The 14,661-nt window shown below is 58.7% G+C and carries 15 protein-coding genes; 7 read left to right on the top strand and 8 right to left on the bottom strand.

Features of this window, described 5'->3' with window-relative positions; genetic code table 11:
- Positions 1 to 10 precede the first annotated feature (10 nt).
- The 3 genes from rplT (at position 11) to aroC (ending at position 2,710) form a co-directional block, all read left to right on the top strand.
- Positions 11 to 400, top strand: coding sequence for a 50S ribosomal protein L20 (gene rplT / locus AKU79_RS01845; RefSeq protein ID WP_050521887.1), 390 nt, complete (start codon positions 11 to 13; stop codon positions 398 to 400).
- A gap of 136 nt (positions 401 to 536) precedes the next feature.
- Complete coding sequence (gene pheS, locus AKU79_RS01850) at positions 537 to 1,613, top strand: phenylalanine--tRNA ligase subunit alpha (protein WP_050521888.1); 1,077 nt, start codon at positions 537 to 539, stop codon at positions 1,611 to 1,613.
- The gene (gene aroC, locus AKU79_RS01855; RefSeq protein WP_050521889.1) at positions 1,610 to 2,710 is read left to right on the top strand and encodes a chorismate synthase; all 1,101 of its coding nucleotides are present in this window, start codon (positions 1,610 to 1,612) and stop codon (positions 2,708 to 2,710) included. The genes pheS and aroC overlap by 4 nt, the downstream gene beginning before the upstream one ends.
- An 82-nt stretch (positions 2,711 to 2,792) precedes the next feature.
- On the opposite strand, the gene AKU79_RS01860 is transcribed toward aroC, so the two are convergent.
- From AKU79_RS01860 to AKU79_RS01870, 3 genes are all read right to left on the bottom strand, one after another.
- Positions 2,793 to 4,370, bottom strand: coding sequence for a gamma-glutamyltransferase family protein (locus AKU79_RS01860; protein WP_050521890.1), 1,578 nt, complete (start codon positions 4,368 to 4,370; stop codon positions 2,793 to 2,795).
- Positions 4,371 to 4,629: 259 nt separating this feature from the next.
- Complete coding sequence (locus AKU79_RS01865; RefSeq protein WP_082223881.1) at positions 4,630 to 5,073, bottom strand: ATP-binding protein; 444 nt, start codon at positions 5,071 to 5,073, stop codon at positions 4,630 to 4,632.
- Positions 5,074 to 5,082: 9 nt separating this feature from the next.
- Complete coding sequence (locus AKU79_RS01870; RefSeq protein ID WP_050521892.1) at positions 5,083 to 5,418, bottom strand: STAS domain-containing protein; 336 nt, start codon at positions 5,416 to 5,418, stop codon at positions 5,083 to 5,085.
- Between the two features lie 87 nt (positions 5,419 to 5,505).
- Between AKU79_RS01870 and AKU79_RS01875 the strand changes: the two genes are divergently transcribed.
- The 4 genes from AKU79_RS01875 to AKU79_RS01890 all read left to right on the top strand — a co-directional run bounded on the left by AKU79_RS01875 (position 5,506) and on the right by AKU79_RS01890 (position 8,411).
- A complete protein-coding gene (locus AKU79_RS01875; RefSeq protein ID WP_050521893.1) occupies positions 5,506 to 6,693 on the top strand; it encodes a thiolase family protein in 1,188 nt (395 codons plus the stop codon).
- Between the two features lie 85 nt (positions 6,694 to 6,778).
- Positions 6,779 to 7,234 carry a GAF domain-containing protein gene (locus tag AKU79_RS01880; protein WP_050521894.1) on the top strand — a complete coding sequence of 152 codons (456 nt, stop codon included), beginning with the start codon at positions 6,779 to 6,781 and terminating at the stop codon, positions 7,232 to 7,234.
- A 32-nt stretch (positions 7,235 to 7,266) separates the two neighbouring features.
- Positions 7,267 to 7,626, top strand: a complete 360-nt coding sequence (locus tag AKU79_RS01885; protein ID WP_050521895.1) for a VOC family protein — start codon at positions 7,267 to 7,269, stop codon at positions 7,624 to 7,626.
- A 134-nt stretch (positions 7,627 to 7,760) separates the two neighbouring features.
- Positions 7,761 to 8,411, top strand: a complete 651-nt coding sequence (locus tag AKU79_RS01890; RefSeq protein WP_050521896.1) for an RluA family pseudouridine synthase — start codon at positions 7,761 to 7,763, stop codon at positions 8,409 to 8,411.
- A 188-nt stretch (positions 8,412 to 8,599) separates the two neighbouring features.
- On the opposite strand, the gene adh is transcribed toward AKU79_RS01890, so the two are convergent.
- The 5 genes from adh to AKU79_RS01915 form a co-directional block, all read right to left on the bottom strand.
- On the bottom strand, positions 8,600 to 10,123 hold the full coding sequence (gene adh / locus AKU79_RS01895; protein WP_050521897.1) for an aldehyde dehydrogenase: 1,524 nt from the start codon (positions 10,121 to 10,123) through the stop codon (positions 8,600 to 8,602).
- 130 nt (positions 10,124 to 10,253) lie between these two features.
- Positions 10,254 to 11,210 (bottom strand): GAF domain-containing protein, encoded by a 957-nt coding sequence (locus AKU79_RS01900; protein WP_082223882.1) that lies wholly within the window; start codon positions 11,208 to 11,210, stop codon positions 10,254 to 10,256.
- 163 nt (positions 11,211 to 11,373) lie between these two features.
- On the bottom strand, positions 11,374 to 12,876 hold the full coding sequence (locus tag AKU79_RS01905; RefSeq protein ID WP_050521899.1) for an FGGY-family carbohydrate kinase: 1,503 nt from the start codon (positions 12,874 to 12,876) through the stop codon (positions 11,374 to 11,376).
- On the bottom strand, positions 12,873 to 13,835 hold the full coding sequence (locus tag AKU79_RS01910) for a transketolase family protein (RefSeq protein ID WP_050521900.1): 963 nt from the start codon (positions 13,833 to 13,835) through the stop codon (positions 12,873 to 12,875). Before AKU79_RS01910 ends, AKU79_RS01905 begins: the two co-directional genes overlap by 4 nt.
- Positions 13,835 to 14,653 carry a transketolase gene (locus AKU79_RS01915; protein ID WP_050521926.1) on the bottom strand — a complete coding sequence of 273 codons (819 nt, stop codon included), beginning with the start codon at positions 14,651 to 14,653 and terminating at the stop codon, positions 13,835 to 13,837. Before AKU79_RS01915 ends, AKU79_RS01910 begins: the two co-directional genes overlap by 1 nt.
- Positions 14,654 to 14,661 lie beyond the last annotated feature (8 nt).

A 14,661-nucleotide genomic window follows, 5' to 3' on the forward strand; every position in this document is an offset into this window, starting at 1 on the left:
AGAGCCAAAGATGTCCCGCGTAAAATCTGGCGTCGTTACCCACGCCCGTCACCGCAAGGTAATTAAGGCTGCTAAGGGCTATTATGCCGCGCGCAGCACCAACTTCCGCACTGCAACGCAAGCGGTTGATAAAGCAAACCAATACGCAACACGCGACCGTAAGACCCGCAAGCGCAACTTCCGCGCGCTGTGGATCCAGCGGATCAACGCGGCTGTGCGTTTGTTTGATGCAAGCTTCACCTATTCCCGTTTCATCAATGGTTTGATGCTGTCGGGTATCGAAGTGGACCGTAAGGTTCTGGCCGATCTGGCAGTGCATGAGCCGGAGGCGTTCAACGCCATCGCAGCATCCGCCAAAGCGGCATTCGACAAATCCGAGGCTGCAAAAGCAGCTGCCTGATTTGATGTGAATTCGTGAAAGGCCCCGCAATTTGCGGGGCTTTTTGCGTTTCAGGGCCAATGCGGGGCCGTGCTGCCACTTGCATTCTTGCCCCCTGCCCGATAGCACCAAGCCACAAATTTCCGGAGAAAAACCTATGACCGCGCTTGATGACCTGAAAGGCAAATACCTGACCGCCTTGGCGAATGCCGGCGATGAGGCATCGCTGGAAGAGGTGCGGCTGGCGGCATTGGGCAAAAAAGGCGAGATCAGCCTGAAAATGCGCGAGCTGGGCAAGATGACGCCCGAAGAGCGCAGCACATTCGGCGCAGCGCTGAACGCCCTTAAGGATGAGATTGACGCCGCTTTGCGCGCGAAAAAGGCAGCGATGGCCGATGCGGCGCTAGAGGCGCGTTTGCGCACGGAATGGCTGGATGTAACCCTGCCCGCGCGCCCACGGCCTGCCGGAACCATTCACCCCGTATCTCAGGTGACCGAGGAACTGACCGCGATTTTTGCCGATATGGGCTTTGCCGTGGCCGAGGGCCCGCAGGTTGAAAGCGATTGGTATAACTTTGACGCGCTGAACATCCCGCCCGAGCACCCTGCGCGGCAGGAACATGACACGTTTTTCATGAACCGCGCCGAGGGCGACGACCGCCCGCCACATGTGCTGCGCACCCATACCAGCCCCGTGCAAATCCGCGCGATGATGGCGCAAGGCGCGCCGATCCGTATCATCTGCCCCGGCCGCGTGTACCGCATGGATATGGACCAGACCCATTCGCCGATGTTCCACCAAGTCGAAGGTTTGGTGATCGGCAAAGATGTGTCGATGGCCAATCTGAAATGGGTCTTGGAAGAGTTTTTCAGCGCGTTTTTCGGCAAGCCGGTCAAAACCCGTTTCCGCGCCAGCCATTTCCCCTTTACAGAGCCGTCGGCCGAGGTGGATATTCAATGCTCGTGGATTGACGGCCAGTTGCGGATTGGCGAAGGCGACGGCTGGATGGAGGTTTTGGGCTCGGGGATGGTGCACCCCAAGGTTCTGGCGGCGGCGGGCGTTGACCCGACTGAATGGCAAGGTTTTGCCTTTGGCATCGGGATTGACCGTTTGGCGATGCTGAAATACGGCATCCCCGATCTGCGCGCGTTTTTTGAAAGCGATCTGCGTTGGCTGCGGCACTATGGCTTTTCCGCGCTGAATGTGCCGGAACTGGCGGGCGGCGTGGCATGAGCTTTAACACCTTTGGCCATATGTTCCGCGTGACAACCTGGGGCGAAAGCCACGGGCCGGCGCTGGGGGCGACGGTTGATGGTTGCCCGCCCGGCGTGCCGCTGACCGAGGCCGATATTCAGCCGTGGCTGGACAAGCGCAAACCCGGTCAAAACAAGTTTACGACCCAGCGGCAAGAGGCCGATCACGTGCGCATTCTGTCGGGTGTGTATGAGGGGCGGACCACCGGCACGCCGATCCAGCTGATGATTGAGAATACCGATCAGCGGTCCAAGGATTACGGCGATATTGCGCAGAAGTTCCGGCCCGGCCATGCGGATATTTCCTATCATCAGAAATATGGCATCCGTGATCCGCGCGGTGGCGGGCGGTCTTCGGCACGCGAAACCGCAGCACGCGTTGCGGCGGGTGGCGTGGCGCGGGCGGCGCTGGCGCAACTGGTGCCGGGGCTGTCGGTGACGGGCTATATGGTGCAGATGGGGCCACACAAGATTGACCGCGCGCGGTTTGATTGGGACCAGATTGGCGAAAACCCGTTCTGGGTGCCGGATGCTGTCGCGGCAAATGACTGGGCCGTTTACCTTGATGATTTGCGCAAAGCGCATAACTCGGTCGGCGCGGTGATAGAGGTGACGGCGCGCGGTATGGTTGCGGGCCTTGGCGCGCCGATTTATGCCAAGCTGGACACGGATTTGGCGGCGGCGATGATGTCGATCAACGCGGTCAAAGGTGTCGAGATTGGCGAAGGCATGGCAGCAGCCAACCTGACAGGCGTTGAGAATGCCGACGAGATCCGGATGGGGGCGCAGGGACCGGAGTTTCTGAGCAATCATGCCGGTGGTATTCTTGGCGGCATCTCTACCGGGCAAGATGTGATGGTAAGGTTTTCGGTAAAGCCTACATCTTCGATTTTGACGCCGCGCCAGACGGTGACGGTTGCGGGTGAGGAGGTGGATTTGATTACCAAAGGCCGGCATGACCCCTGTGTTGGCATCCGCGCCGTGCCAGTAGGTGAGGCGATGATGGCCTGTGTTTTGCTGGATCATTTTCTGATGGACCGCGGGCAAACGGGTGGCCTGCGCGGTGTGATCGGCTAGCGTCTGTTCGGCACCGAGGGCAAACGGGGGCTGACTGCCCCCGCACCCCCGTAGGTATTTTTGCCAAGATGAAAGAGGTGGGTTAATACCCCAAGGCACAGCCGTCTTTGCGCGGGTCTGAGGCGCCTTCGAGCAGGCCTTCGGCGTGGATTTTGATGGCTTGCGAGCCGCCAAGCGGCACCACCGGGATTTTGACATCATGGCCACGTGCCGCCAGATCGGCGCGAACTGCGTCGGAATAGCCGCGCTCGACCTCCATCCCTTCGGCACCCGAAAAGCCGCGCGGGGCGTCCATCGCGGATTGCGGATCCATGCCGAAATCCTTGATATTTGAGACAAAGCGCGCGTGACCACAGGGTTGATAGGCGCCGCCCATCACGCCGAAAGGCATGGTGACACGGCCGTTTTCCACGATCATGCCGGGGATGATGGTGTGCATCGGTCGCTTGCCGCCGCCAGCCTCATTCGGGTGGCCTTGTTGCAAGGTGAAGCCTGCGCCGCGATTCTGGAAATTGATCCCGAACCTATCCGAGGCAAGGCAGGCGCCGAAGCTGTGGTAAACGGAATAGATCAGCGAGACGGCCATACGGTCTTTATCAACCACGGTGATATAGATCGTGTCTTTGTGCACCGATTCGGTCAGCGGGGCCGCGCTTGGCATGGCGCGTTTGGGGTTGATCAGGGCGGCGAGTTTTGCGGCGGTGTGCGGGTTGAGCATATGGTCCAGCCGCTTGGTGTGATCGGGATCAGCGATAAAACGGTTGCGGGCATCATAGGCGAGCTTGGTCGCTTCGGCCTCAATATGGGCGCGGTCCGCGCCGAAGGGGTCCATCGAGGCGATGTCGAAATGCGACAGGATTTCGAGGAGGAGGATCGCCGTAGCACCTTGGCCGTTTGGCGGATGTTCATAAAGATCAACGCCTTTGTAGGGGCCGGACACGGGGTTGACGTACTCACATTTGGTGGCGGCAAAATCATCCAAAGTGTGGGTGCCGCCCAGCGCATTCAGCGAGGCGACCATGTCTTGCGCGACTTCACCCTCATAAAAACCGGCGCGGCCTTGGGCTGCGATTTTGCGCAGCACCTCGGCTTGACCGGGGGCGCGGAAGATTTGACCCAAGGTCAGCGCCTTGTTGTTCAAAAGAAGGGTATCGCGGGCGCGGCCTTGCAGCAGATGTTCGGCCTCGGCCCAATCTTTGGCAACGCGGGGGGCGACGGGCACGCCTTCATCAGCGTAGCGGATCGCCGGGGCGAGCGTTTCGGCCAGAGACATGCGGCCCCAATCGGCGGAAAGTTGGCAAAACGCATCAACCGCACCGGGGATTGTAACCGCCTCGGGCGCATAGAGTGGCATCGCCGTTAGGCCACGCGCGCGCAGGGCATTGGCATCCAACCCCTTGGGTGCACGGCCCGAACCGTTCAGCGCATGAACGTCTTTGGTGCCTGCAGGTTTGAACAACACAAAGCAATCCCCACCGATACCGGTCATCTGGGGTTCACAAAAGCCAAGCAAAACGGCGCCGGCGATGGCCGCATCAACCGCGTTGCCACCAGCCTTTAGCACATCGATCGCAGTATTTGCCGCAAGCGGGTGGGACGTAGCACACATGCCATTGGCAGCGTAGACAGCAGAACGGCCCGGCATTTGAAAATCACGCATGTCATGTCCTCAGATTGGTTTTGCGAAGTTAATCTGAAAAATGCGTCGGCTGGAACCGGTATTTTGCGCCGTCCGGCTTTGTTTGAACAAGCCAGAGAACGCGAAGAGAAGGCCTCGGCACGGCGGATAATCTGGGGGCAATGACCACCGCGCCGAGGGAGTTTATTTGCAGCTGCGACCCTAACTTAGGGGCCGAAGATGTCTGTGTCAGGGGGAAATTCACGTGCGGCGCGTCATGCAACGGGCCCAGGCCAGGCATTCAAAACAGGTCTGCTGCGGTGACAGCGCCGGGCAGAACAAACGAAAGGTGATTGGTCGATTGCAGGCGTCGATAGGTAAGATCCTTGACAAGGGTGCGAATGAGGTACCACCCAAACCCGCCCTCGGGCAAATCCGCGGTTGTGTCAATGGGCGGGAGCTTGCCTTGTGGCAACTGCTCTTGCGGGAAAGCACGCCCCTGATCGGTGACGACAACCTCTACCCCTGCGCCCAAGTCGCACAGGGCAATCGAGATGCTTCCCTTTTGTTCGGAATAGGCATGTTCGACGATATTATTCAAAACCTCTGCCAAAACGATTTCTGCCGTGCCGCGTGCGCATTCATCCAAATCGCGCATAGCCGAGCACGCCAACAAGCACGCCAAACCATGCCGAACCTCAATAGGGCTGCTTTCTATCGTAAAATACATCGGCTGCCTTTTCATACTGCTACCCTAGCTTGCCTGTCGCAGGCCCCCGGGCATTGTGGAATGAATGGTGAAAACGGTATCCATCCGGGTTAGGCGAAACACCTTGGCCACGGTGGGCGTCAGGCCAAACAGGTCAAGCTTGCGATCCGGCCCCAAAAGCTTCATCACCCCGACGACCGCCCCCAAACCAGAGCTGTCCAGAAAGGCGACCTGCGACAGATCGAGCAAAACGCGGTCGGACGGGGTTTGCGCAACCTCGCGCATACGTTCCTTGAATTGGATCGCACCGGCGGCATCGATACGATCTTCGTTAACGGTAACAACCAGATAGGCATTTTGAACGTTTGCAGACAGGTTCATCCTGAGCACTCCTTTCGTCAATCAGAGCTTGCAGCCTATGCCCCAGTGGTTAGCATTCGGTAACCGAAACCCGAATGTGGGGGCAAAATGCATAAAGTTGTTATCTCTGGCGCCGCGCGTACGGCGATGGGCGGATTTCAGGGCGCTTTTTCGGGGGTACCTGCCGCCAAGCTGGGCGGAGCGGCGATTCGTGCAGCTTTGGGCGGATGCAGCCCAGTGCTTGTCGAAGAGCTGCTGATGGGCTGTGTGCTGCCCGCGGGCCAAGGCCAAGCACCGGCGCGGCAGGCAGGCTTTGCTGCCGGCCTTTCCGATGCGGTGCCCGCAACCACGTTGAACAAGATGTGTGGCTCCGGGATGAAAGCGGCGATGATGGCGCATGACCAGATTGCGCTGGGGCAGTCCAAAATCATGCTGGCCGGAGGTATGGAAAGCATGACCGAGGCGCCGTATCTGCTGCCAAAAATGCGCGGCGGGGCACGGCTGGGGCATGCGGTGGCCCTGGACCACATGTTCCTCGACGGGCTTGAGGACGCCTATACCCGCGACAGCAATGGCGGTGCCCGCCTGATGGGCAGCTTTGCCGAAGATTGCGCGCAGGACTTTGGTTTTAGCCGCGCCGATCAGGATGCCTATGCGCTGGCATCTTTGACACGGGCGCTGGCGGCGCAGGCCTCGGGGGCATTTGCCGCCGAAATTGCGCCAATGACGGTATCCACCCGCAAAGGCGACATAACGGTAGCCAGCGATGAACAGCCCGCCCAGGCACGCCCTGAAAAAATCCCCGGCCTGAAACCCGCCTTTCGCCAAGGCGGCACCATCACTGCGGCCAATGCGTCCTCAATCTCGGACGGCGCGGCGGCTTTGCTCATGGCGTCAGAAGGAGCCGCCAAAACCCACAACCTGCCCATCCGCGCCTATGTTTGCGGTCATGCCAGCCATGCTCAGGCCCCCGCCTTGTTCCCCACTGCACCCGCACCCGCCGCGCGCAAGCTGCTGGAACAGCTGGGCTGGACCACAAGCGATGTAGACCTATGGGAGGTAAACGAAGCCTTCGCCGTCGTTCCCATGGCCTTTATGCGCGACCTCAACATCCCGCATGAAAAAATGAACGTAAACGGTGGCGCATGCGCCTTGGGTCACCCAATCGGCGCATCCGGTGCGCGGATCATCGTGACCCTATTGCACGCCCTCGAATTCCATAACCTCAAACGCGGCATCGCCGCCATTTGCATCGGCGGCGGCGAGGCTACAGCAATCGCGATTGAGCGCCCATAGCCCTCTTGCCTAATCATCTATCCCCAAATATCCCACGGGGGTCCGGGGGTGTGAAACCCCCGGCTCTTACCCAAAAGGCCGCCTAATGCCCGATTACGCCCAGCTTTCTCAAACCCTCCACGCGCTTTGCACGGGCGAAACCGATAGCGTTGCTCTTATGGCCACTATCGCCTGCGAATTGCACCATGCGCATGACCTGTCGGATTGGACCGGCTTTTACCGCGTCACCGCGCCTGAAACCCTCAAGATCGGCCCTTATCAAGGCGGGCACGGCTGCTTGGTCATTCCGTTTTCGCGCGGGGTTTGCGGGGCTGCGGCGCGTACAGGGCAGCCGCAATTGGTGCCGGATGTCGATGCCTTTCCGGGCCATATCGCCTGCGCGTCCTCTACCCGCTCGGAATTGGTCCTGCCAGTTTGGAACGGAGAGGGCCAGTTGTTAGGCGTGCTTGATCTCGACAGCAACACCCCCGATGCTTTTACCGAAACCGATGTGACCGAACTGACCCGTCTTATGGCAGATCTGTTCAAGGCCGCGACATAAGGTAGGGCGGGACTCAAAACGCCGGAGTTCACATGCTTATTGCCCTTCACCATATCCAACTCGCCATGCCCCAAGGGGGCGAGCCTCAGGCCGTGGCGTTTTACGCGGGCATCCTTGGCATGACGCAGGTGCCCAAACCTGCGGTGCTGGCCGGGCGGGGTGGAGTTTGGTTCACAGCAGGGCCGATCCGCCTGCATCTGGGCGTAGAAACCCCCTTTACCCCTGCCCGCAAGGCCCATCCGGCATTTGAGGTGCCGAACCTCGACTTGGTGATCAAACATCTAAAGACGGCAGGTATTGAAACGAAAGCCGATCAAGACCTACCCGATATCCGCCGCATCTATATCAACGACCCCTTTGGCAACCGTATCGAACTGCTGCAACGCCTGTAGGTCGGGGTTCACCCCGACTCGTCGAATACCGGCACCTCCAACGGCTACATCAGCCCGCTTGCTTCAGCCCCGCTTGCTTCAGCCCCACTTGCTTCAGATTGTCTGTCGCCGCCATTTGCGTTATGGGCCACAGGATGACCGAATTTATCTATACCCCCCCCAACGCGCCCCTTGTCGTGCTGTATTCCGACGATCACATCGTGGTCGCCGACAAGCCGTCCGGCTTGCTTTCTGTGCCCGGCAAGGGTGAGGACCGCGATGACTGCTTTATCAACCGCCTGCGCGACGTATTCCCCGATATCCTGCTGGTGCACCGGCTGGATCTGGATACTTCGGGCGTGATGATCTTTGGCCGCAACAAGGCCGCGCAAGGGTTTCTGGGGCAGCAATTCGAGAAACGGCTGACCAAGAAAATCTATCTCGCGCGGGTGTGGGGCGAGGTCGCGGAAAATGCGGGCAGAGTAGACCTGCCGCTGGTCGTGGACTGGCCGAACCGGCCGCGCCAGCATGTGAATTTTGAAACCGGCAAGCCCTCGGTCACCGACTGGCGGGTTTTGAAACGCGGCGGCGGTGAGACGCGGATGAAGCTGACCCCGCTAACAGGGCGGAGCCATCAATTGCGGGTTCATATGCAGTCGATCGGGCATGTGATTCTGGGCGACCCTTTGTATGCTGACGGGCCCGCGCGGGATTTTGAGCGCTTGATGCTGCACGCCGACAGCCTGAAAATCCGCCACCCCGAAAGCGGCGCCGCGATGAGCTTTTCGGCCGCTTGTCCATTTTGATAGCGGGAATGACCGCGCGCGGACAACAATTCAAACCATTGATTTATAATGGTTTTCGTGTTTTTATTTACGTGATGTTAAGGTTTGGCGCCGCAATTGCCGCTTGGCGCGCGTGTAAAGCACCGTGATCTGACAATGTAGGCGATGCGGCCTTTGCATGCATGCGCAAAGGCCGCTTTTTAAGGTGTTTAGAAGAAGCCCAGTTTATTCGGGCTATAGCTGACCAACAAGTTCTTGGTTTGCTGGTAGTGGTCCAGCATCATCTTATGGTTTTCACGACCAATCCCCGACTGCTTATAGCCGCCAAAGGCTGCGTGGGCTGGATAGGCGTGGTAGTTGTTCACCCAGACGCGGCCCGCCTCAATAGCGCGGCCAAAGCGGTAGCAGGTGTTCATGTCACGCGACCAGACGCCAGCACCAAGGCCATACATCGTGTCATTCGCAATTTCCAAAGCTTCGGCCTCATCCTTGAATGTCGTGACCGAAACGACCGGGCCAAAGATTTCCTCTTGGAAAACCCGCATCTTGTTGTGACCTTTGAGGATGGTCGGCTGGATGTAGTTGCCGCCCGCCAGTTCGCCGTTGAACCGTGCGGCATCGCCACCAGCAAGCACCTCTGCGCCTTCTTCGCGACCGATGGTGAAATAGCCCATAATTTTATCGTGTTGGGCCTTGCTGACTTGCGCACCGACCATGGTCTGAGGGTCGCGCGGGTCGCCGTGCTTGATCGCGGCCACACGTTTGATACAGCGCGCGATGAACTCTTCGTAGATGTCTTCTTGGATCAGCGCACGGGATGGGCAGGTGCAGACTTCGCCTTGGTTAAAGGCAAACAAAACAAAGCCTTCGACGGCTTTGTCCAAAAACGCGTCATCCTTTGCCATCACGTCGGAAAAGAAGATGTTTGGCGACTTGCCACCCAGTTCAAGCGTGACAGGGATAAGGTTCCTGGTCGCTGCCTCCATGATTTTGCGGCCTGTGGCTGTGGACCCCGTAAAGGCGATTTTTGCGATGCGCGAGGAACTGGCAAGGGCTGCGCCAACCTCTCCACCAAAGCCGTTGACGATGTTTAGCGTGCCTGCCGGCAGCAAGTCGTTGATCAATTCTGCGAAAACCATGATCGCGGCGGGCGTTTGCTCGGCCGGTTTCATGACGATGCAATTGCCTGCAGCCAAAGCCGGCGCCAGTTTCCATGCCGCCATCAGCAGCGAAAAGTTCCAAGGAATGATCTGGCCGACAACGCCCAAAGGTTCGTGGTAGTGATAGGCGATGGTGTCATTGTCGATCTCGCTCATGTTGCCTTCTTGCGCCCGCAGGACACCGGCAAAATAGCGGAAGTGGTCGGCGCACAGTGGCACGTCAGCGTTCATTGTTTCGCGGATTGGTTTGCCATTGTCCCATGTCTCGGCCGTTGCCAAGAGTTCTAGGTTCGCCTCAATCCGGTCGGCAATTTTAAGCAAGATATTCGCGCGTTCGGTTGCAGAGGTTTTGCCCCAAGCCGCTTTGGCAGCGTGGGCTGCATCAAGTGCCAGTTCGATATCGGCGGCATCCGACCGCGCACATTCGTTGATCATGCCGCCTGTGATCGGGGTCACGTTTTCAAAGTATTTGCCGTTGACGGGTGGCACAAACGCACCGCCGATAAAGTTGTCATAGCGCAGTTTGAAGGGCGAGGTGTATGTGCCTGCCTCTGTGTGGGTCATATCGTTCATCTGAATTCCTCCTTTTGCAATCCGGCTTCTCCTCCCGGATTGCAAAGACTATGACGAACGCAGGATGCGCTGTCTTGAGGAGGCAAGGCGTCAGCGGGTTGAAACTGTCTCAGCCCTGAGACAGTTTTCCCTAACTATCGTCCAGTCCAAGCCGCTTCATGCGCCGATAGAGCGTCGCACGCCCTATCCCAAGCTGACGCGCGGCCTGTGAAACATTGTTTCCGGCCCGCGCCAAGGCACGAATCACTGCGGCCTTTTCGGCTTTCTCAAAGCCGGTTGGTCCATCTTCGCGCCCCAATATGTCGGCCGCGGGGCGGGCTATCAAATCACCGGAGCGTGGCAGCCCAAAGACGCGGCGGGCCTTGCGGGTGGCCCCTATGACCAGATCATTTTCGTTGATCGCCAGCAGGGTTGCGGCATCGTCATCACTTTCGGCCACAATTATCCTTGCGGATGCGTAGGCGGCCCTGAAATTGGCAGCTTCTATTGCGCGGGCGGTTTGTGCCACTTGGGCAGCGATCAGACGGTTAAACGCCTCGGTTTGATCTGCGCGTGCCGAGGATAAATCAAGCGCCGCCACAAGTTGCCCGTTGCTGCCATAAATCGGTGCGTCGATGCAGCTCATGCCCGTGTTGCGTGTATAGAAATGTTCGTCTTGATGAATGATTACATGACGTTGTTCTGTCAGGCAGGTGCCAATTCCGTTGGTGCCTTCTTTCTCCTCGCTCCAGTCGGCGCCTGTCGTCAGGCCCCAACCTTCAAATGCCAAAGCGTCGGCATCAGATAGTCTTTGGTCCAAAATTATGCCGTCAGTATCTGTTAGGAAAACTGCGCAGCCGGATTGCCCGACCAATGAGAATAAGGCATCCAAGCGCGGGCGTGCGACGATCATGAATTTTTCGAGCGCCTCGACGCGGGATTGAAGGCTTTTTTGTTCAATGCGGTCAGGCGCGCGGCGTTCGTCCGGATTTAGCTTGTGCTTGAGTGCCGAGCGATGCCAGCTGGCCGCCACCCGCGACTTTGCCGCAGCCGAAGTAGACTGCGTTACCTCTAGTACAATGTCAGCATGCGATGCCTTTGATGTCATCTTGACCTCCCTAGAAGATCATTAAGACGGGTCGATCCGGTTTTGTCGATCATTCATCTTGGCGCAGCGACTTATTGACCTGCAGGGAGGTGTAGCCTGCCGAGGCGCAATTCAGCCCCGCCCGGCATAGGTTGTTTTTTGGGACGCCCAGACAAGGCCTTTGTCAGCTATTTTGATCTGTATGAGGTGCACCGCTCTGGGGGATTTTGAGGTGTGTGCGCGCCTTTTCAAGCGCGGCGGCCCAATTTTCCCGCGCGTGTTTGCGATCATATGCGGGCAGTGTTGGATTGAACGCTGTCACTTTTCCGTCGGATTCACCATCGGCAGACAGGTTTAGCGCCATCGCCGCCACGCCGATTGCCCCGATCTCGGGCAAGTCAGAGCGCAGCACGCGGCGACCCAGTATATCAGCCTGCAACTGCATGAGAAACGCGTTTGCAGATGCACCGCCATCGGCGCACAGTTCGGGTATCGTGGCTCCAATATCCTTTTCCATCGCTTCAAACACGTCGGTAATTTGATGTACGATTGCGTCAAAAGTCGCCCGTGCCAGATGCGCCTGGGTTGTTGCATGTGTCATTCCGGTGATTGTGCCGGTCGCGTGGTCGTCCCAATGCGGCGCACCCAGACCTGCCAGGGCCGGTACAAACACAGCGCCCCCACTGTCGGGCACGGTTTGCGCAAGTTGAGATAGGGCCTGTGCATCGCCGACCCCCAGAATCTGGCCCATAAAGGCCGCTGCCTGCGCCGATACGGTGATATTGCCCTCGAGCGCATAGACTGTGCCCTTGCGGGTGGTCCAGGCTATGGTACCCGACAGGCCGAATCTTGAATCAACGCGCTGTGGCGTAAGGGTCATCAACGATGACCCGGTGCCAAAGGTTGCCTTAACCGCCCCTGGTTCGCGAACACCATGGCCATAAAGGGCTGCATGGCTATCGCCCATCATCGTCAGAATCGGGATGCCAGCAGGCAGTGCGGATGCTGTGGCAATGGTTTGCCCGAATACGCTGTCTGATGGCATAGGGGTTGGAAGACAGTCGATCGGGACGCCGTAAAGGTCGCACAGATGGGGGCTGAAGACCAAGCTGGACGTGTCAAAAAGCTGGGTACGAGAGGCGTTGGAATGGTCGGTGGCAAAGGCCACTCCCCCTGTCAAATTCCACAACAACCACGCATCTACAGTGCCTGCACGCAAGTGACCCGCGCTTGCCAGATCGGCTGCACCATCCACATTCTGTAGCACCCATGCGAGCTTGGACGCAGGAAACAGCGGATTGATGGCAAGGCCGGTTGCCGCAACAACAGCGTCATTATGCCCCGCCGCGACCAGCGCATCGCACATAGGCGCGGTGCGGCGGCATTGCCAAATGATCGCAGGGCAAAGCGGGCGCGAGGTGCGCGCATCCCAAACCACCAGCGTTTCGCGTTGGTTGGCAATGGCGATGCCGTCAATATGCCCGACGGTTTGGGCGACGATTTGACCAATCACGTCCTGCACCGACGCCCAGATTGCTGTTGCAGATTGCTCGGCCCAACCCGGTTGCGGATAGGTAGTGGTTAGCGGGCAAGAGGCCCGCGCCAGTACCGCACCCGCCGCATTGACCAACAGCGCCTTGGTGTTTGTTGTGCCTTGGTCAATTGCCAGAACTTGCCGAGGCGTCATTTTCGCGCCCGACCAATCGCGCGGCGTGCGGCGGCGGCGATGCCTTCTGGCGACAGGCCAAATTCCTTGAACAGCCAATCAACCGATCCGGTGGGCACAAAGCCGGGAAAGCCGACACGCTCGACAGGGACGGCGTGGTTGGCTGCCGTAAGTTCGGCAACAGCCCCGCCCAAGCCACCACGGATCGAGGCCTCTTCAACCGTGACAATAGCACCGGTTTCACGGGCAGCTGCCAAAACAGCGGTTTCATCCAAGGGATTGAGGGTTGCCATATTCAACACACGCGCACCAATGCCTTCGGCTTGCAAAGCCTCGGCAGCGGATGCGGCAAGATGCACCGTGGTTCCGCAGGCGATGATGGTTACATCGGAACCGGCATGGACCAGCTCGGCCTGACCCGCGCGGAAAACGCGGTTTTCGATGTTCAACTCTGGCACGGGCATCCGCGAAAGACGCAGATAGACCGGCCCTTCATGCGCTGCCGCCCATTTCACCGCTTCGGCGGTTTCCCATGCATCGGCGGGTGTGATGACCGTCAATGTGTTGAACAACCTTAGCCAAGCGAAATCCTCTATCGAGTGGTGCGTTGGCCCCAGCTCGCCATATGCGACGCCCGAAGACTGGCCCACCAGCTTGACGTTGAAACCTGCGTAAACAATGTCTGCTTTGATCTGCTCTAATGAGCGGCCAGTCAAAAAGCACGACGCGGCCGACACGAAAGGAATGCGCCCGCCATTGGCAAGGCCCGCGCTGACGCCGACCATGCATTGTTCGGCAATACCGACGTTGACCAAGCGGTCGGGAAACTTCTTTTGAAACCCGCCGAGTTTTGACGACCCGACCGAGTCGTTCACCACGACGACGATACGGTCATCTTCGGCTGCAAGGGATTCGAGCGTGGTCACCCAAGCTTCGCGGCAGTCAGAAAGGCCCTTTGGGGCGGAGGCGTGCGCGGCCATCAGACCAACTCCTTCATTGCGGTGGCGAATTGATCGGCATTGGGCACACCGTGGTGCCAGCTGGCCTTGTTTTCCATGAACGACACGCCTTTTCCTTTGATCGTATTGGCAATAATCGCGCGGGGTTTGCCGGTTGGGGCAGCTGTTAATGCAGTCAGCAAAGCTGCATGATCATGCCCGTCAAGCATCTGAACATCCCAGCCAAAGGCCTCGAACTTCTTATCCAGTGGGTCCAAGCCGTTGGTTTCCTCGGTCCCGGCACCCTGTTGCAGGCGGTTGCGGTCAACAATCCATGTCAGATTGCCCAACTTGCGGTGGCCTGCGGTCATCGCCGCCTCCCAGTTAGAGCCCTCTTGCAGCTCTCCATCCCCTGTCAGCACGAATGTCCGGTAATCGGAACCTGTGATTTGCCCCGAAATCGCAATGCCGGTGGCGACAGGCAGGCCGTGGCCTAACGGGCCGGTGTTGGTTTCAACCCCCGGCAGATAGTTGCGGTTCGGGTGGCCATTCAGCAAAGACCGTGGCTGCATATAGGTATCCAGCCAGCTTTCCGGAAAATAGCCCGCCGCACAGAGCACGGTATAAAGCGCACCGGTGGCATGGCCTTTCGACATAATAAACCGATCCCGATTGGGCAGGTTCGGCTGGGTCGCGTCATAGGACATCACGCCGAAATACAGCGTGGCAATCACGTCGATCGCTGAAAAATCGCCCCCTGGATGGCCCAATTGTGCATCATGCACCATTTTGAAAGCCCGCCGGCGCATCCACAGCGCTTTGTCTTTGATCCGCGATACGGTGTCATTGTGTAGGGTCATGTTCATTC

The sequence above is a fragment of the Pseudorhodobacter wandonensis genome (genome assembly GCF_001202035.1).
Lineage (GTDB): Bacteria > Pseudomonadota > Alphaproteobacteria > Rhodobacterales > Rhodobacteraceae > Pseudorhodobacter > Pseudorhodobacter wandonensis.